Below are 18,461 nucleotides of genomic sequence, written 5' to 3' on the forward strand. Positions count from 1 at the left end.
CCGCACCGGCCGGACCAGGGTTCAGCGGGCTGAGCAGGTGGGGCTGAGAGTGCCGGCGGTGCCGTTGGCCTGGAAGCCGTACTCGGTGGACTGTCCGGCGCCGACCTGGCCGTTGTACGACACGTTCGTCCAGGTTGTCGTGCCGCTGTTACCGCTGCGGTCGGCGCTCCACGCGTTGGTGACCGTCGCGCCCGACGGCAGCGCGATCGTCACCGTCCAGCCGTTGAGGGCCGACGATCCGGCCGTCACCCGAACGTTCGCCACGAAGCCACCCGTCCACTGGTTCACCGTCACCGTGGCCGTGCAGCCACCCGTCCCCGGCGGCGGGGTCGTGGGCGGATCGGTCGGCGGGTCGGTCGGCGGGTCGGTGGGCGGGTCGGTCGGCGTGGTGCCGTTGTTCAACGCCGCGAGGACCGCGTCGTACGCCGGCTTCTTCGAGCCGTTGCTGTTGAACAGCAACGGGGTCTGGGAGGCCCGCCACGAGTCACTGTCCCGGATGCCCCACACGGTGATGCCGTTGCAGCGCGAAACGGCGAGGCAGTCCTCCACCACGCTGCGGTAGGTGTTGGCCGACGCGCCCTGGATGTCCAGCTCGGTGATCTGGACGTCCACACCGAGAGCCGCGAAGCTGGACAGCGTGGTGCGGTAGTTGCTCACATAGGGCGAGTCGTTGTTGAAGTGCGACTGGAACCCGACGCAGTCGATCGGCACACCACGCGACTTGAAGTCGCGCACCATGTTGTACACGGCCTGCGTCTTCGCGTGCGTCCAGTTGTCGGTGTTGTAGTCGTTGTAGCACAACTTCGCGTTCGGATCCGCCGCGTCCGCCGCCCGGAACGCCGCCTCGATCCAGTCATTGCCCGTACGCTGCAAATTCGAATCACGACGCGCACCCGAACTACCATCCGCGAACGCCTCGTTCACCACATCCCACGCCACCACCTGACCCCGGAAGTGCGTCGCCACCTGCGTCACATGATTGAGCATCGCCTGCCGCAACGCACTACCACTCATGCTCTGCATCCAACCCGGCTGCTGCGAATGCCACGCCAACGTGTGACCCCGCACGCTCATACCCCGAGACCGCGCATGACTCACAATCTGATCCGCGGCACCGTAACTGAACCGACCCTGCTGCGGCTCCGTCGCGTCGATCTTCATCTCATTCTCAGGCGTCACCGAATTGAACTCACGGTTCAAAATCGTCGTGTACGCACTATCAGACAACTTGTTCGCCGCCACCGCCGTACCGAAGTACCGCCCCTTCTCCGCGGCCGACGCGCCCAGCGTCGTACCGGCGGCGGCCGGCGCGGTCATGAACAGCGCCATACCGGCGGCGAGGGCCCCCGCGCTGGTCAGCGCGATGGCAGCTCTCGATGCCGCCTTCCATCTCGCATTTCTCATCGTGTGACTCCTTCTCGGGTGGTGGGGTGGAAGGGGAAATCAGGACACCGAACAGGCGGCACCGTTGAGTGCGAACGAAGCGGGCTTGCCGGTGCCGCCCTCATGCGTGGCCTGGAAGCCGATCTCGACCGACGCGTTCGGGGCGATGGTGCCGTTGTAGGAGACGTTGCGGGCGGTCACCGCACCGCTCGTCGGCGCGTACTGGGCGTTCCAGCCGCCGGTGATGCGCTGCCCGCTGGGCAGGGTGAAGGTCAGCGCCCAGCCGTTCACGGCGGTGGTGCCGGTGTTGGTGATGGCCACACTCGCGGTGAGGCCGTTGTTCCAGGCGTTGACCGTGTAGCCGACCCGGCAGGCACCCTCGCTCGGCGGCGGGGTCGTCGGCGGCGGAGTGGTCGGGGGTGGGGTGGTCGGGGGCGGGGTGGTCGGCGGTGCGGTCCCGTCCAGCCCGAAGAAGCGGATCACCTGCGCGGCGTCGACCGGAAGGTTGTGCGTGACACCCTGCATGCTGATCGCCTCGACCGGCGCCATCGGGCCGCTGCTGCCGTACCGGGTGCGGGTGTAGCCGGACTGCGGGGAGTCGGTGTACGTCGGGGTCTGGCTCAGCCCGTGCACGTTGGTCCACTGCTTGACCTGCTCACCGAAGTTCGGGTAGCGCAGCGTCTCATCGTTGGTGCCGTGCCAGATCTGCATCCGGGGTCGCTGTCCGGTGTAGCCGGGGTACGCCTCCCGGACGAGGTCACCCCACTGCTGCGCGGTCCGGATGAGTTGCCCGTTCGCGCACTGGCTGTTCCACTCCGAGGTGCCGCCGGTGGCGAAACAGGCGAACGGAACCCCGGCGAACGAGGCGCCCGCCGCGAAGACGTCCGGGTAGTCACCCAGCATGACGTTGGTCATCATCGCGCCGGACGAGGTGCCGGTGGCGAAGATCCGCGCGGGGTCGGCGGAGTAGCGCTGCTTCACGTAGTCGACCATGGACATCAGCCCGACCGGGTCGCTGCCGCCGCCACGGCGCAACGCCTGCGGCGAGTAGACGTCCCAGCACTTGCTGCTGCGGGTTGCCGACGGGTAGATCACGATGAACCCGTACCGGTCCGCCAGGGATGCGTACTGCGTGCCCGAGTGGAACGCGGGGCCCGTCCCGGTGCAGTAGTGCATCGCCAGGAGAATCGCCGGTCGGGTCGCCACCCGGTCCGGGACGTACAGGTGCATCTGCAGGTTGGTGGGGTTGGTGCCGAAGTTGGTCACCTGCGTGAGCGTCGCCGCCGACGCGGGGGTGGCGAACGTCAGCGCGGCGGCGGCCAACGTCACGGCAGCCATGACGACGCCGAGCATTTTCGTCTTGAGTGTCATCGTCGCGATCCCTTGCGAAAAAAGGCGCGTGGAAGGGGACTTGAGTCGAGGACTGCCCTTCGCCCGACCTTGACCGCGGCTCGCGTGACCATGTCAGCTTCAATCGAGCACGTTCGATTGTCAAGACTTCCGGAAACCTTTCGCCGCAGCGGTTCCGGCGGCCACCTGCGCTACCACCGGCATCGACCGGCATGATCAGCGACTACAGGTCGCGAGAAATTACCGGGACATTATCGGTACGCGCAGACCCCGGTGAGCGCGAGGTGACCGACGGCCCGACCGGGTGGTCGGGCCGTCGGTCGCCGCTCAGTAGATGTCCCGCCCTCGCTCGTCCGGCACCCCGGACTTGCGGAAGAAGTACGTGTTGATCTGGTCGCGCCACTCGGTGGCACACCGCACCTGCTCCTCCAGGCGTTCGGCGACCCGCTCGTACACGCTCGGGTCGATCATGCCGTTGAGCCGCTGCCACCGTCGCCGCATCGCCGTCACCTCCTCCACCCCCGCGAAGTGGGTGTCGTAGATGTGCTGGATGACCGTCGAGCCGCTGTGCAGCACATGCCCGTACGGCACGTGGTGGAAGAAGAGCAACAGCTCGTCGGGGCAGCTCTCGGGTGACTCGTACACCTGCGCCCAGTACGGCGGGTACTGGCCGGTGAAACCGGTGCCCGACGCGCGGCTGCGGTCCACGCCGACGCCGTCGCGGTCGGCGAAGTGGTAGGTGCCCCACCGCGTGTACTCGTACCCGTCGACGCCGGGGCCGTAGTGGTCGCCGGGGTTGACCATGAAGCCGACGCCCAGCGGGGCGGTGTAGCGCTCGTAGGTGCGCCACGAGTCGTCCATGATCTCGTGCAGGGTACGCCGCACCAGCTCCGCGTCGGCGGTCGCCGAGGGCGGGAAGGTCAGCGTGATCCACTCGTCGAGGATCGCCGTCGGGTCCCGCCGCGGGTCCCAGGCCAGCCGGCCGAACGTGTACAGGTTGGCCTGCGCCAACGGATGCCCGGTCCAGAACGGGTCGTCGCCGACGTTGGCGACGGCGACCATCCCGCCGCCCGCCCCCGCCTCCCCGGTGACCACGTCGGCGATCGTCCGCCCGCCGGGCCCCCAGGGGGCGAAGCTGAGCACCTCACTCCACCACGGGCCGAGGTGGCAGACGTGCCGTTGCTGGCCCGTGTACTCCTGGGTGACCTGCAACTCCACCGCCAACCGGGTCGCCGGCATCGCGGCGAGCACCGGTGAGATCGGCTCCCGCGTCTGGAAGTCCACCGGACCGAACTTCACCTGGACGACCACGTTGGTGCGGAAGCGCCCGTCGAGCGGGGCGAAGTGATCGTAGGCGGCCCGCGCCCGGTCGGTGGACCGGTCCCGCCAGTCCTGGTGGTGGTTGTAGACGAACGCCCGCCAGTGCACCACTCCCCCGTGCGGGGCGAGCGCCTCGGCCAGCAGGTTCGCGCCGTCGGCGTGGTCACGGCCGTACGTGAACGGGCCCGGCTGCCCCTCCGAGTCGGCCTTCACCAGGTAACCGCCGAAGTCCGGGATGCGCTCGTACACCCGCCGGGTGGTCGCGGCCCACCAGACCCGCACGTTCTCGTCGAGGGGGTCGGCGGTCGACAGGCCACCGAGGAGCACCGGCGCGGCGAAGCTGACCGACAGGTGCACCCGGATGCCGTAGCGGCGCAGCACGTCCGCGATCTCGGCCACGTCACCGAGCCGTTCGGTGAGCAGCAGCGCCTCGGTGCGGGCCACGTTGACGTTGTTCACCGAGATCGCGTTGACCCCGCAGGACGCCAACAGCCGCGCGTACTCCCGCACCCGGTCCAGGTCGCCGCGCGAACGGCCGTCCCGCCAGAAGATCGAACCGCCGGCGTACCCCCGTTCGACCTGGCCCATCACCGGGTGCACAGTGACGTTGTCCCAGTGGTTCAGCATCCGCCGGCGCAGCGCCGGCCGGTGCCACTCCGGCGGGCGGGCCGGGTCGAAGGCCGCCGCGCAGAGCCGGACCACGTGGAAGAGCCCGTACAGCAGGCCGGCCGGCGCGTCGGCCAGCACGACCGTCACGTCACCGGCCCGCGCCAACACGAAACCCTCGTCGCCGAGCGTCTCGCCGTCGCCCAGCTCGACCAGCGCCGCCTCACCGGCGGCACGGGCCGCCTCGACCGACGGGTTGGGCAGCTCAGCGGCGTCGCGCAGGGCGAGCACCAGGTCGACGTCGACGTCCCAGGACGGGGAGTGCCACACCAGCCCGCCGTAGCGCGCGCAGGCCCGTGAGACCTCGTCGAGGACGGTGTCGACGAGCAACCCCTCGCCGTGCAGGAGGACGCGGCGCGCACCGAGCGACCGGAACGCCTCCGGGGGCAACCAGGCCGGGTGGACCCGCGGCCCGTCACCATCCATCGGCTCGTCGACGAACATCAACTGCTCCAGGTCCACTGACTCTTCGGCGTTCACCGGTCTCCCTCCAGCACGACGACCCGGTACGCCGGCAGTCGCGGGGTGGCGAGCGCCGACGGCGGTTCGGTCTCCTGTCGCGGGTTGTCGTCGCCCCCGAAGGGCACCGTGGCGCTCAGGGGCAGGCTCATGTCGTGAACTCCTTCCGGATCAGGTGGATCATCGGCTCGCTGACGCGCAGGAACGCCAGGGCGGCGATCGACGCGAGCAGCGTCAGCACCGCCTCGGAGAGGACCGCGGTGATCCCGGCCGCCGCGGCCAGCAGCAGGACGTTCCCGACGGTGACCGCCGGGGTACGCACGAGGAAGTGCACCGCCAGTCGGAGCACGTCCCGGGTGCGGAAGTCGAACAGCGAGGTGATCACCAGGGCGTTGGCCGCGCCGAGTGTCACCGCCACCGCGATCAGCACCAACGGCACCGTCCACCAGGTCGCCAGGCCGACCGCGTCCCGGTAGGCGAGGTTCAGGGCGAGCACGGCCAACCACAGCAGCGTCGGCACCCAGATGCGCAGCACCCCGAACGCGTTCGCTCGGTAGCCGCGCCAGAACACCGCGGCCGGGCGCAGGTCGGTCAGGTCGGTTCGCTGGTGGCGCAGGACGTACAGGGCGGCGGAGAGGGCCGGACCGACAGGTACCAGGAGGAGCGCGACCAGCGGCAGGTTGCTGGGGTCGCGGTCCAGCAGCAGCAACGGGAGCAGGCCGGGCGCTGTGGTGAGCAGCAGGAGCAGTTCGACCACGAGCAGGATGTAGACGCGTGAGGTGATCCGCGACAGTGGTCCGTCGCCGAACTGTCGCCAGGTCTGGGCCGCGCCACTCACTGTCGTTTCCTCTGATCGTCCGACCGGTGCTCACGACGAGGTCCGGTCGGGCCGCGACTGGCCGCCCGACCCGGACCTCGCTGATCAGCCGTTGTTCTTCTGGAACCGCTCGTACGCCTTGTTGACCAGCTCGATGTACTGGTCGGAGTTCTTGGCCTTCAGCTCCGCCACGTACGCGTCCCACTCGGCGAGCGGCCGCTGGCCGAGGGCGAACTTCAGCGTGTTCTGGGTGACGAAGTCCTTCAGCGGCGTCTCCCAGAGCGACACCTGCTCGCGCTCCTCGTCGGTCAACGGGGCCGGCGGAGGCACCATCCGCGGGGCACGCGCGTCCATCACCTTCTGGAACTCCAGCTCCTCCGGGGAGAAGAACCCGCGGACCAGGTCGGGGCTGCCGCCGTAGGCGAAGACGCCGTTCTGGAAGCCGAAGTCCTTCTGCAGGTGCTTGGGCGCCTTCGGGTTGAGGCCGAGGAAGTCGACGCCAGGGTTGAGCGTGCGCTTCCCGGAGGCGTCCTTGGTGAAGGTGGTGCCCTCGACGCCCCAGCGGGCGAACTCCAGGCCGGCGTCCGAGTACCACAACCAGTCGATGAACTGCATCATGGCCACGAAGTTCTTGCTCTCCCGGGCCTTCGTGGAGATCATGATGCCGTTCTCCAGCCGGGGGAACGGGTTGACCTCGCCGGCCGGGCCGACCGGCAGCGGGATCTTGGCCATCTTCGCGTTCGGCAGGGTCTTGGCCAGGTCGGGCCGGTGGTTGTTGACCAGCGTCTGCGCGTTTCCGGTGACCACGAAGGACTTGCCGTTGGCGAGCTTCTGCCGGGCCTGGTCGTCGGTCTGGGTGAAGCTCTCCGGGTCGAGCAGGCCCTCGGCGACGAGCTTGTGCAGGAAGGTGACCATCTGCTTGTACTGCTCGGACGCTCCGGTGTAGGTGAACTTCTTCGCCGCCGGGTCCCAGGTGGCGTGCTGGTAGTCCCAGCCCGCCTGGGTGCCGTGGGCCGAGCCGAGGATGTTCAGCAACGCGCCGGTCGGGTTCGGCTTGCTGAAGAGGTCGGAGTACGGGTAGACGTTCGGGTACTTCGCCTTCATCGCCTTGAGTACGGCGTACAGGTCGTCCCAGGTCTTCGGCGTCGGCAGGTTGAGTTCCTGCATGATGTCGGTGCGCACCAGCACCGTGTAGTCCTGCGTGGGCTTCTCGTGCAGCCCGGGCAGCAGGTAGAACTTACCGTCGGCCTGCCGCAGGTTGTCGATCTCCGGCTTGAGGTTCCACTTGGCGATCTTGTCCTTGAGGTTGGGCATCAGGTCCAGGTAGTCGCTCACCGGAAGGATCGCCCCGGAGGCCACGAACGCGTTCTCCTGCGGGTGGTACGTCTTCGGGATGATCAGCGGCGCGTCCCCGGCGCCGATCAGCAGGCTGCGTTTCTGCTCGTAGTCGCTCAGCGGCACGGCCACCGGTTCGATGGTGACGTTGGTCCGCTTCGTCAACTCGGACCAGAACAGCCAGTCCTCCTTGAGCGGGTAGAACGTGTGGTTGTTGTAGAGGGTGGAGAACGAGAGCGCCTCGCTGGCCTTGAACTGGTCGCCGACGCCGTAGTCGGCCATCGCGCCGACCCGGTTCCCGGAGAGGTCCGTCGACTCACCGGGGTCCTCGGAACAGGCGGTGGTAAGGGAGAGCGCGAGCAGACCCGCGGTGGCTACCGCCACGCGGCGCCACGTCTTGTGGAGCATGGCTCGTCCTTTCGATGGTGGGTTCGGAGGTGCCGCGGTGCGGCATTCGGCGTCATCCCTTGACCGCGCCGAGCATCACGCCGCGGACGAAGTACCGCTGGACGAAGGGGTAGACCGCCAGGATCGGCACTGTGGTGAGCACGATCGTCACGGCCTGGAGGGTGGCCGCGGCCTGCACAACGTCGGCGTCGGCGGCGCCGGACTGCTGTGCGTCGGTGGCGCCCGCGATGAGGTTGCGCAGGTAGACGGTGACTGGCAGCAGATCCTGCTGGTCCATGTAGAGGAACGCGGTGAACCACGAGTTCCAGAAGGAGACCGCGTAGAAGAGCACCATCGTCGCGATGATCGCCTTCGACAGCGGCAGCACGATCCGCAGCAGGATGCCGTACGTGTTCAGCCCGTCGACCGCCGCGGCCTCCTCCAACTCGGTCGGCAGACTCTCGAAGAACGCCTTCATCACCAGCAGGTTGAACACGCTGATGGCGTTGGGGACCACCACGGCCCAGATGGTGTTCTTCATCCCCAGGCTGGTGACCAGCACGTAGTTGGGAATCAGGCCACCGGAGAAGAACATGGTGAACAGCGCGACCCCGACGAGCACTCCGCGCCCCTTGAGCTGCGGCTTCGACAGCACGTACGCGTAACAGGTGGTCAGCACGATGGAGATCAGCGTGGCGACCACCGTGTACACCACCGTGTTGCGGTAGTTCGTCCAGAACAGCGAGTCCGACATCACCAGCTTGTACGCGGTCAGGTCGAACCCACGCGGGACGACGCTCACCTTGCCGGCGATGATGTACGCCTCTTCGCTGAGCGAGCGGGCCACGATGTTGAGGAACGGGTACAGCGTCACGACCACGACGCCGAGCAGGACCACCGTGTTGACGACGCGGAAGACCCGGTAACCCCGGCTGTCGTCCGGCCCGCGGGTCTTCGGGGCGTCGATCTTCGTACCGAAGGTCACCACAGGCTCGTCCCCACCGTGCGACGGGAGATGACGTTCGCCGACAGGACGAGGATCAGCCCGATCACCGCCTCGAAGAGACCGATGGCCGCCGCGTAGCTGAAGTTGCTCGACTGGAAGCCCATCCGGAACAGATAGGTGGAGACCACGTCGGCGGTCGGGTACGTCAACGGGTTGTAGAGCAGCAGGATCTTCTCGAACCCGACGGCCAGGAAGCTGCCGATGTTGAGGATCAGCAGGGTCATCATCGTCGGGCGGATGCCGGGCAACGTGATGTGCCAGGTTTGGCGCAGCCGGCCCGCGCCGTCGATCCGGGCTGCCTCGTACAGGTCCTCGTCGATGGTGGTGAGGGCGGCGAGGTAGAGGATCGTGCCCCAGCCGACCGTCTGCCAGACCTCGGACGAGACGTAGATGGTGCGGAACCACTCCGGTTTCTGCAGGAATGCCACCGGGTCGCCGCCGAACAGACTGACGAGTTGGTTGGCCGTGCCCTCGATCGAGGTCAGCTGCATGACCATCGCGGCCACGATCACGATCGACAGGAAGTGCGGCAGGTAGGAGACGGACTGGACGAACCGCTTGAAACGGCGGGCCCGGACCTCGTTGAGCAGCAGCGCCAGCACGATGGGCAGCGGAAAGCAGAACAGCAGGGTCAGTGCCCCGAGCACCAGGGTGTTGGTGAACACCTCCCAGAACGTCGGGTCGGTGAGGAACATCCGGAAGTAGCGCAGCCCGACCCAGTACTCACCGAAGATGCTGCCGCCCGGCTTGAACCGGCGGAAGGCGATTATGTTGCCGAGCATCGGCAGATACCGAAAGACCAGGAAGAACAGCAGCGGCAGAATGGCGAGGGAGTAGAGCTGCCAGTCCCGGCGCAGTGCCTGCCGCCAGCTTCGGCCACGTCGCGGTGGGCGCGGAGCAGGACTGCGCGCCTCCTGCGGTGAGCGCGGCGGCGCCGGCGGCGGTGGCCGCAGGGTGGATGTCATCCACGACCTCCTATGCCGACTGGGGAACAGCCCCGATCCGAAACTTCACGATCCGAAACTTTCCGGAAACCTGCGCAACCTTTTCGGCAACCTAAGTGCCCCATCGATGCCTGTCAAGAGTCTCAATCGGACCACCAGGCATTGTTTCCTGCACACGGTGACCCTGAGATCGGCGTTCCGTCGTCGACGGGCCGCGCGACGACCCACCAATGGGCACGCCGACGGCGAGACCGACTGGCGTGAATGTCGCATCATGTTAAGGTCGGCCGAAACTTTCGGATGTTGTATGGGGCTGCGATGACAGAGCACCGCCCGCTCGGCCCACCCGCCTCCACCACCATCGCGACCATCGCCAACGATGTCGGCGTCTCGGTCGCGACCGTTTCCAAGGTCCTCAACGGACGCGGCGACGTCGCCCCCGGCACCAGAGCCCGGGTGGAGGCGAGCCTCGACCGCCACCAGTACCAGCGCCGCGCCCGGCGACACGCGACCAGCGGCGGTCGGGTGGGCCTCGTCTTCCACGAGTTCGACACGGGCTGGGCGATGGAGATCCTGCGGGGCGTCGAGGCGGTGACCTCCGCCGCCGGCATCGGGCTGTCGGTCGCCCAACTCGACGGCGCGCACCGACCGCCGGCACGCTGGCTGGAGGCGTTACTCGCCGACCGCCCGCTGGGTGTGGTGTTCGTCCTCTCCCACCTGGCCGAGGCGCAACAGCAGCACCTGCGTCGGCAGGGCATACCGTTCGTCGTCGTCGACACCGACAGCGCGACCTCGGCCTCCGTGCCCACCGTCGGGTCGAACAACTGGAACGGCGGCCTGCTCGCCGCTCGGCACCTGCTGGATCTGGGGCACCGCCGGATCGCCGTCATCTCCGGCCCACCCGAGGTGCTGTGCAGCCGCGCCCGCGCCGCCGGCTTCCAGTCGGCCCACGAGGAAGCCGGGCTGGTGCTCGACCGCGAGCTGATCCGCTACGGCAGTTTCTCCGCCGGAGCCGGGCACGCGCACGGGCTGCAACTGCTCCAGCGGCCGGACCGGCCCACGGCGATCTTCGCCGGGTCGGACATCCAGGCCATGGGGGTGCTCCGGGCCGCCCGCCAGTGCGGCCTGCGGGTGCCCGAGGACCTTTCGGTGATCGGCTACGACAACCTGCCGCTCTCCGCCTGGACCGACCCGGCCCTCACCACGATCAACCAGCCGTTGCGCGACATGGCCGGCATCGCCACCCAGATGCTGCTCGACCTGACGAGAGGGAACGAGCCGGCGACCAGCCGGATCGACCTGGTGACCGAGCTGGTCGTCCGGGAGAGCACCGCGCCACCGACACACCCGCACTGACCCCGGCCCCTGCGAGGACCCGTGCCCCACTGCGCCAACACCGTCGACGAGCTTCAGCGCTACGCGCCCGAGGTCGCCGAGCCCGCCGACTTCGACGAGTTCTGGCGGGACACGCTCGCCGAGGCGGCCACCGCGCCGGTGCTCGTCGACGTCCGTCCCGAGCCCACCGACCTGCCGCTGCTCGACTCCTGGGACGTCACGTTCGCCGGTTTCGGCGGTGACCCCGTACGCGCCTGGTACACCCGCCCGGCGGGGGTGCGGCAGCCGCTGCCGGCCGTGGTCGAGTACGCCGGCTACGGTCGCGGTCGCGGCCTTCCCCACGAACGGCTGACCTGGCCGGTGGCCGGGTACGCGCACCTGCTGATGGACAACCGGGGCCAGGCGGGCCAGTACGGCGCCGGGGACACCCCCGACCCGCACGGCGCGCCCGGCGGGCCCGCGCCGGTCACCTGGGGGGTCCTCGATCCGCGGACCTACCACTACCGCCGCCTGATCACCGACGCGGTCCGGGCGGTCGCGGCGGTCCGGGCGCTGCCCGGGGTCGACGGCGACCAGGTCAGCGTGGTCGGCAACAGCCAGGGTGGCGGCCTCGCCCTGGCGGTGGCCGGTCTCGTCGACGACCTCAGCGCGGTGCTGACCACCGCCCCGTTCCTGTGCGACATGCGTCGCAGCGTCGCGCTCACCGATCTCGCGCCGTACGGCGAGATCGCCCGGTACCTGGCCGTGCACCGGGAGGCCGAGGAGGCGGTCTGGCGCACGCTGTCCTACGTCGACGGCGTGAGCTTCGCCCGCCGAGCGACGGCCCCGGCGCATTTCGGGGTCGGCCGGCGCGACACCGTCTGCCCACCGCGAACGGCCTTCGCCGCCTACAACCACTACGGCGCCGCGAACGGCAGGCCGGTCCCACCCGAACGCGAGATGCACGTCTACCCGTTCAACGGTCACGAGGGCGGCGAGGCCGTACACGTCCGGCGTCAGCTGCGCTGGCTGGGCTCGGTGTTGCGCCCAGCCCGGTACCGCCGGGCACATCCGCTCGTCGACCGGACGCCACGGCGCGCACCGACACCGTGAGTGTGCTGCTCACGGCTCCAGCAGGCGCTGGACCGGAGCACACGCACGGCAGGGCCAGACGCGTACGGTGCCGTCGTCGTGGGTCGAGACGAGCCGCTCGCCGTCCGGGCTGAAGTCCACGGTCTCCACGGACGCCCCGAACCCGTCGAAGGTCACCGACTGCGCGGTCTCCGACGCGCGCCACAGGCGGGCGGTGCCGTCCTTGCCGGCGCTGAGCACCCACCGCCCGTCCGGGCTGAACGACACGTGCCAGACGGGGCCCTCGTGGCCTCGCAACACCATCGGCGCGACGCCGCTGGTGATGGAGTGGATCTGCACTGTGCCGTCGAAGCCGGCGCTGACGACCCGTTCTCCGTCCGGGCTGAAGGCCACGGCCCAGACCAGCCCTTCGTGACCGGGAAGGAGCAGCGGGTCGGCCGCGCCGAGGGCGTCCCAGATCCGCAGGGTGCCCTCCGCGCCGGCGGTGGCGACCTTCGTGCCGTCGGGGCTGAAGGCGGCGTACCGGATCTCCTCGGCGACCCGATGGACCACCGGGCCGCGCTGGCCGGTCAGGTCCCAGATGCGCAGGCTCCGGTCGTTGCTGACACTGGCCAGGCGACGGCCGTCAGGGCTGAAGTCGGCGGTCCACGCCTGTTTCTCGTGCCCGCGCAGCACCACCGGATCGTCTCTGCCGGCAAGGTCCCACACCCGTACCGTCCCGTCGCTGCCGCCGGTTGCCACCCGCGTGCCGTCCGGGCTGACCGTGAGGCCGTAGACGTCGCCGTCGTGGCGGCCGAGCAGCCGAGGCTCGTCGGGCGCGGCCAGGTTCCAGACCCGCACCGTGCCGTCCTCGCCGCCGCTGACCACCCGCTGCCCGTCCGGGGTGAACGCGGCGGACCAGGAGGCCTTGTCGTGGCCGCGCAGGATCACCCGTTCGCTGCCCGGGTCCCAGACCCGCACCGTGCCGTCGTCGGCGGCGGTCACCAGCCGCGATCCGTCCGGACTGAACGCCACCGCCCAGACCCGGTTGGTGTGACCGCGCAGCACCAGCGGGTCGCCAGCGCCGTCGGCGTTCCAGATCCGCACGGTCAGGTCGTCGCTGGTGGTCGCGATCCACTGTTCGTCCGGGCTCAGCGCGAGCCCTTCCACTGTGCCCTCATGCCCCCGCAACACCACCGGAGCGGTCGACCCGGTCAGCGACCACACCCACGCCGTACCATCGCTGCTGGAGCAGGCCAGGCGGCTGCCGTCGCGGCTGAACACCAGTGTCCTGGTGGCCGTGCGCGGCCCGGTCAGCGTCGTTGCGGCGGATCGGTCGGCCAGATCCCAGAGCCGCACCGTCGCGTCGTGGCCGCTGCTGGCCAACTGCCGCCCGTCCGGGCTGAACGCCACACCCACAGCGACCTTGGTGTGCCCCCGCAGCACCACCGGTCGAGCGCCGCCGCGGGCATCCCAGACCCGGACGGTGGTGTCCTCGCCGGCACTGGCAACCAGCCGTCCATCGGGGCTGAACGCCACGCCCCACACCGGGCCCTCGTGCCCGCGCAGGACGATCGGCCCAGCGGTCGCGTCGACCTGCCAGATCCGGACCGTACCGTCCGAGCCGGCGGTGACCAGCCGCTTCCCGTCCGGGCTGAACACCGGGCTCCAGAGCTGCCCGTCGGGTCCGCCGGGGAGAGCCAGGCCCGGCCCGGAGACGCCGCGCCCGGTCCAGGTCCACACCCGCACCTCGCCGTCCGTCCCGGTGGCAGCCACCCGCTGCCCGTCCGGACTGAACGCCACGCCCAGGGCCTTCTTGCTGCTCATCGGCACGATCGCCTGGAGCCGGTCGTTGACGGCCGCCTGGCGGAGCACCATCTCAGCGTCGAGAGTCGGGCGTACGGTCAGCGCGCGCTTGGCGAGCCGTTGGGCCTGTCGCGGATCGATCTGCAGTTGGTTGCCGGCCTCGACCGTCAGCTGCCGAGCAACAGCGAGGTCCCGTTCGGCCGCCGCCCGGTTCGCCTGCACCAGAGCCACCGCCGCGAGGACGCTCACCACCACAACGATTGCCGCGAGCCCGGTCAGTGCCACCCGGGTCCGCCGCCGTCGGGCCGAACGGCGCCGGGCCTCCCGGGCCCGGCTGGCCTCCAGAAAGTCCCGTTCCAGGTCACTGAGGTCCAGCACCCGGTGGGCTCCCCAGAGCGCCAACTGAACCCCCCGGTACAGGAACCCGTCGGCGCGGTGATGCCGATGCCACTCGGCGGCGGCCTCCGTCAGCCTGCGGTGGGACCGCAACAGCTCCCGATCTTCGGTCAGCCAGCGGCGCAGCCGGGGCCACTCCTGGATCAGGGCCTCGTGGGCCACCATGACGCCCTTCTCGTCCGCGGTGACCAGGCGCGCGGCCGTCAACCGACCCAGCACCCCGGCCGCGGCCAACGGGTCGGCGCCGCCCACCAGCTCGGCGAGGGGGGCCCGACGTCGGGTGTCCTCGGTGCCGTCACCGAGGGCGGTCAGCCGCAGGAAGATGTCCCGGGCCAGCCCGCGCTGCCCCTCGTCGAACTGCGCGTACACCCCTTCGGCGGTCCGGGTGATGGCACCGTTCACGCCGCCCGACTCGCGATAGTGGGCCAGCGTGATCCGCTTGCCCTGGCGCAGGCGTGACGTTTCCAGCAGCGCGTGGGACAGCAGCGGCAGTGCCCCCGTCTGACCGCCGACGTCGGCCACGGCCATCTCCACCAGCGCCGGATCCACCTGCAACCCGGCCCGCTCGGCCGGGCCGGTGATCGTCCGGCGCAGATCCTCGTCGTCCATCGGGCCGACCAACAGTTGGTGCTCGTGCAGGGCCGCCACCAGGGCCGGGTAGGCCGCGCACCGACCATAGAAGTCGGCCCGCACCCCCAGCACCACACGCGCCCTGGGAAGATCCGCCGCGGCGAGCAGCGCCGCGATGAAGCCCGATCGCTCCTCCTCGTCGCGGCAGAGCGTGAAGAGCTCCTCGAACTGGTCCACCACGATGAGCAGGTGTGCGACCGACGGACGGGAGTCGAGAATCCGCTCGATCGTCGCGCGGATGTTCGCCGGATCCTCGATCAGCTCGCTCTGGACCGTGCCGCGCGCCAGGTCCTGTCCATTCACGAGCTGAGTCGCGAGTTCCTCGACCGGGTGTTCGCCGGGGGTCATCAGCACAGTGGCCCAGGCGGGCTGGCCCTTCCCGGGATTCTCCGCCACTGCCGCCAGCAGGCCGGCGCGGAGCAGTGATGATTTGCCCGCACCAGACGGGGCGAAAACAGCGACGAACCGCAGACGGGTGAGCATTTCACACAGTTGAGCCACCATGCGCTCGCGTCCGAAGAACCATTCTGAGTCCTCCGGCTGAAAGGCCGCCATTCCCCAGTACGGCCCCCGGCTGACCTCCGTCGTCTCGGCGGACGCCACGCTGGCGATCAAACTGTGCCACCGCTCGGTCCACTCGGCCAGATCGCCGTCGCACGCGGCCACGTACGCGAGTGTCACCTGAAGGCTCGGCACGGTCTCGCCGCTGGCCGCCTTCGCCAGGGTGGTCACCGAGAAGTGGGCCCGTCTGGCCAGTTGGCGGTACGTCGGCGTCCCCGCCTTCGCCCGCAGTTTCCGCAGGTCGAGCGCGAATCGCTCCAGCTCACCCGCCTCCGGGTCGAGCGGCCGCTCAGGTCTACCCACGTTGTCCCCCGTCGAAGAGTTGTTTGTCAGTCTCACGACATGATTGGCAAACAATCCATGGGGGACTATATCTAGTTTCGTGATCGCCGATCGGTGACTGTCAGATAGCAGCCATCGTACGACGAGGTGTGTGGGCGCCTTCGACAGGCAACGCGATCGGCGGCACGGAGGAGAACGGGGAGGGCGGTGTGACGCGCGCCAGAAACGGCATCGGCGTTGTTACCGACAACACTGGTGACCGTCCTGGGATCGGGGGGCGTCACACGGTCCTGAATAGACGGGGGGGTCTTTATTCAGCGACGCACATGATCGTTTTCTCGGATTCGTCGACGCTGTCAGCGCGTACCTCGAACGACCGGATCGACAAAGTCTGGGCCTGCGCCTCTCGGCCGCGGCGACGCCGGGCGGCTGCTCGGCCAGCGGTCGGAAAGTGATCGGACCGGCTGATGGGGCGGCGACGGATTCCGTCGCCGCCCCATCAGGGTGCGCCGCTGGTCAGGAGGCGGTGCAGGACTGGACCACCGGGCGGTTCCAGTTGCCGTTGGCCATTGTGGTGAAGCCGAAGGAGTTGCCGCTGCCGTTCGACCGCATGGTCATGACGTTCCCGCTGCTGTCCCAGGTCGGGCTGCCGTTCCAGGTGCTGGAGATCTTCTGGGGCGAGGTGACGGCGACCACGACGGTCCAGCTGCTCGCGCCGCTGACGGTGACCGTGCTGTTGAACCGGTCGCCCCACCGGGTGCCGTCCTGCAGGGTCGCGGTGCAGCTGCCGCCGGGCGGGTTGGTCGGCGGAGTCGTGGGCGGGTTGGTCGGCGGGTCGGTCGGCGTGGTGCCGTTGTTCAACGCCGCGAGGACGGCGTCGTACGCTGCCTTCTTCTGACCACTGTTGTTGAACAGCAACGGGGTCTGCGACGCCCGCCACGAGTCACTGTCCCGGATGCCCCACACCGTGACGCCGTTGCACCGGGCAACGGCCAGGCAGTCCTCCACCACAGCGCGGTAGGTGTTCGCCGGTGCGCCCTGGATGTCCAGCTCGGTCACCTGCACGTCGACACCGAGAGCCGCGAAGCTCGACAGCGTGGTGCGGTAGTTGCTGTTGTACGGCGAGTCGTTGTTGAAGTGCGACTGGAAACCCACGCAGTCGATCGGCACACCACGCGACTTGAAGTCGCGCACCATGTTGTACACGGCCTGCGTCTTCGCGTGCGTCCAGTTGTCGGTGTTGTAGTCGTTGTAGCACAACTTCGCGTTCGGATCCGCCGCGTCCGCCGCCCGGAACGCCGCCTCGATCCAGTCATTGCCCGTACGCTGCAAATTCGAATCACGACGCGCACCCGAACTACCATCGGCGAACGCCTCGTTCACCACATCCCACGCCACCACCTGACCCCGGAAGTGCGTCGCCACCTGCGTCACATGATTGAGCATCGCCTGCCGCAACGCACTACCACTCATGCTCTGCATCCAACCCGGCTGCTGCGAATGCCACGCCAACGTGTGACCCCGCACGCTCATACCCCGAGACCGCGCATGACTCACAATCTGATCCGCGGCACCGTAACTGAACCGACCCTGCTGCGGCTCCGTCGCGTCGATCTTCATCTCATTCTCAGGCGTCACGGAATTGAACTCACGGTTCAAAATCGTCGTGTACGCACTATCAGACAACTTGTTCGCCGCCACCGCCGTACCGAAGTACCGCCCCTTCTCCGCGGCCGACGCGCCCAGCGTCGTACCGGCGCTCGCCGTGCCCGGCAGGAACGCGGCGCTGGTTGCGGCGAGCAGAGCGGCGGCGGCGAGGACGACCGCCGTACGGGCTCGGGGGCCGAACCGTGGGCGGGGGGTGTCCTCTTGGCACCGTTCGATCATGTCTTTTCCTTCCGTGGAACCCGGGGCAGCGCAGGTGACGCGCACCGCCCCTGCGGTGGTGGGGTGCCGGGTCACGACCACGCGCGGGAGTGCGCCCGGGAAGTGGCACACACCGCTGGTCATCGACCTCGGTGGATGTGGAGTATGTCAGCGCCACTGATCGACAGGCAAGAATTTCCGGAAGGATTGCGAGAATTGATTCGGCCCGGGTACCGGAGCAGGACGTAGCTGCCCAGGACAGGTGCCATCGGAAGGCGACGGCGGTGCCCTGCTGGGTCGGCCGGGTGGATTCACCAGCCGCAGGGCACCGCAAGTTCCGGAAGTTCTCTCGCAACGCTACCGGAGGTCGCGGCACACCGACCAGACCGCAGACGAGCTGGGGTCAGCGCTGCGCGGCAGCGTAGAGCCGGCTCACGGTCTCGGCCACGCAGACGGGCTTGCCGCCGCTGTCGCTCTCCACCACGACCGTCACGACCAGCTGCACGCCGCCGCTCACCGGCGACACGTCGGCGATGGTGGCGGTGGCGCGTACGGCGGCGCCGACCCGCAGCGGCGCGGGGAAACGCACCCGGTTCAGCCCGTAGTTGACACCCATCGCCACCCCCTCGACCCGGTAGAGCCCACCGGCCAGCGCCGGCAACAGCGACAGGGTGAGATACCCGTGCGCGATCGGCTGGCCGAACGGCCCGGCCGCGGCTCGGACCGGGTCGACATGGATCCACTGGTGGTCGTCGGTGGCGTCGGCGAACAGGTCGACACGGCTCTGCTCGACACGCTGCCACGGACCGGGTCCGAGGCTCTCACCGGTCGCGGCGGCCAACTCCTCGAACGAGGTGAACACTCTCAT

General features: G+C 69.1%; 13 protein-coding genes. 2 read left to right on the forward strand and 11 right to left on the reverse strand.

The window, feature by feature from the left end:
- Positions 1-21: 21 nt before the first annotated feature.
- From KBX26_RS00085 to KBX26_RS00115, 8 genes are all read right to left on the reverse strand, one after another.
- On the reverse strand, positions 22-1,404 hold the full coding sequence (locus KBX26_RS00085; RefSeq protein WP_210864348.1) for an endo-1,4-beta-xylanase: 1,383 nt from the start codon (positions 1,402-1,404) through the stop codon (positions 22-24).
- A 39-nt stretch (positions 1,405-1,443) separates the two neighbouring features.
- Positions 1,444-2,754, reverse strand: a complete 1,311-nt coding sequence (locus KBX26_RS00090; protein WP_210864349.1) for a PHB depolymerase family esterase — start codon at positions 2,752-2,754, stop codon at positions 1,444-1,446.
- 306 nt (positions 2,755-3,060) lie between these two features.
- Positions 3,061-5,199, reverse strand: a complete 2,139-nt coding sequence (locus KBX26_RS00095; RefSeq protein ID WP_307857711.1) for an alpha-glucuronidase — start codon at positions 5,197-5,199, stop codon at positions 3,061-3,063.
- Positions 5,196-5,330: a hypothetical protein gene (locus KBX26_RS32640; RefSeq protein ID WP_256443313.1), complete on the reverse strand. Its 135-nt coding sequence runs from the start codon at positions 5,328-5,330 to the stop codon at positions 5,196-5,198. The genes KBX26_RS00095 and KBX26_RS32640 overlap by 4 nt, the downstream gene beginning before the upstream one ends.
- Positions 5,327-6,016, reverse strand: coding sequence for a DUF624 domain-containing protein (locus KBX26_RS00100; protein WP_210864350.1), 690 nt, complete (start codon positions 6,014-6,016; stop codon positions 5,327-5,329). Before KBX26_RS00100 ends, KBX26_RS32640 begins: the two co-directional genes overlap by 4 nt.
- 84 nt (positions 6,017-6,100) lie before the next feature.
- Positions 6,101-7,738, reverse strand: coding sequence for an extracellular solute-binding protein (locus KBX26_RS00105; RefSeq protein WP_210857873.1), 1,638 nt, complete (start codon positions 7,736-7,738; stop codon positions 6,101-6,103).
- Between the two features lie 52 nt (positions 7,739-7,790).
- Positions 7,791-8,702: a carbohydrate ABC transporter permease gene (locus KBX26_RS00110; RefSeq protein ID WP_307857712.1), complete on the reverse strand. Its 912-nt coding sequence runs from the start codon at positions 8,700-8,702 to the stop codon at positions 7,791-7,793.
- Positions 8,699-9,688 (reverse strand): sugar ABC transporter permease, encoded by a 990-nt coding sequence (locus KBX26_RS00115; RefSeq protein ID WP_030338250.1) that lies wholly within the window; start codon positions 9,686-9,688, stop codon positions 8,699-8,701. Before KBX26_RS00115 ends, KBX26_RS00110 begins: the two co-directional genes overlap by 4 nt.
- A gap of 297 nt (positions 9,689-9,985) precedes the next feature.
- Between KBX26_RS00115 and KBX26_RS00120 the strand changes: the two genes are divergently transcribed.
- Positions 9,986-11,023, forward strand: coding sequence for a LacI family DNA-binding transcriptional regulator (locus KBX26_RS00120; protein ID WP_030338248.1), 1,038 nt, complete (start codon positions 9,986-9,988; stop codon positions 11,021-11,023).
- A gap of 21 nt (positions 11,024-11,044) precedes the next feature.
- Entirely contained in the window at positions 11,045-12,094 is a 1,050-nt protein-coding gene (locus KBX26_RS00125) for an acetylxylan esterase (RefSeq protein ID WP_210864352.1), read from the forward strand.
- A 9-nt stretch (positions 12,095-12,103) separates the two neighbouring features.
- Here KBX26_RS00125 and KBX26_RS32870 read toward each other — a convergent pair whose 3' ends face one another.
- The 3 genes from KBX26_RS32870 to KBX26_RS00140 all read right to left on the reverse strand — a co-directional run bounded on the left by KBX26_RS32870 (position 12,104) and on the right by KBX26_RS00140 (position 18,461).
- A complete protein-coding gene (locus KBX26_RS32870; RefSeq protein ID WP_051708924.1) occupies positions 12,104-15,748 on the reverse strand; it encodes a hypothetical protein in 3,645 nt (1,214 codons plus the stop codon).
- 495 nt (positions 15,749-16,243) lie between these two features.
- Positions 16,244-17,614, reverse strand: coding sequence for an endo-1,4-beta-xylanase (locus KBX26_RS00135; protein WP_210864353.1), 1,371 nt, complete (start codon positions 17,612-17,614; stop codon positions 16,244-16,246).
- 382 nt (positions 17,615-17,996) lie between these two features.
- Positions 17,997-18,461, reverse strand: coding sequence for a MaoC family dehydratase (locus KBX26_RS00140; protein WP_030336986.1), 465 nt, complete (start codon positions 18,459-18,461; stop codon positions 17,997-17,999).

Source organism: Micromonospora sp. C97 (genome assembly GCF_018070385.1).
Lineage (GTDB): Bacteria > Actinomycetota > Actinomycetes > Mycobacteriales > Micromonosporaceae > Micromonospora > Micromonospora parva.

Coding starts and splice junctions, on each gene's coding strand:
- KBX26_RS00085 (WP_210864348.1), bottom strand. CDS start 1,404: ATGAGAAATGCGAGATGGAAGGCGGCATCGAGAGCTGCCATCGCGCTG.
- KBX26_RS00090 (WP_210864349.1), bottom strand. CDS start 2,754: ATGACACTCAAGACGAAAATGCTCGGCGTCGTCATGGCTGCCGTGACG.
- KBX26_RS32640 (WP_256443313.1), bottom strand. CDS start 5,330: ATGAGCCTGCCCCTGAGCGCCACGGTGCCCTTCGGGGGCGACGACAAC.
- KBX26_RS00105 (WP_210857873.1), bottom strand. CDS start 7,738: ATGCTCCACAAGACGTGGCGCCGCGTGGCGGTAGCCACCGCGGGTCTG.
- KBX26_RS00115 (WP_030338250.1), bottom strand. CDS start 9,688: ATGACATCCACCCTGCGGCCACCGCCGCCGGCGCCGCCGCGCTCACCG.
- KBX26_RS00120 (WP_030338248.1), top strand. CDS start 9,986: ATGACAGAGCACCGCCCGCTCGGCCCACCCGCCTCCACCACCATCGCG.
- KBX26_RS00135 (WP_210864353.1), bottom strand. CDS start 17,614: ATGATCGAACGGTGCCAAGAGGACACCCCCCGCCCACGGTTCGGCCCC.
- KBX26_RS00140 (WP_030336986.1), bottom strand. CDS start 18,461: ATGAGAGTGTTCACCTCGTTCGAGGAGTTGGCCGCCGCGACCGGTGAG.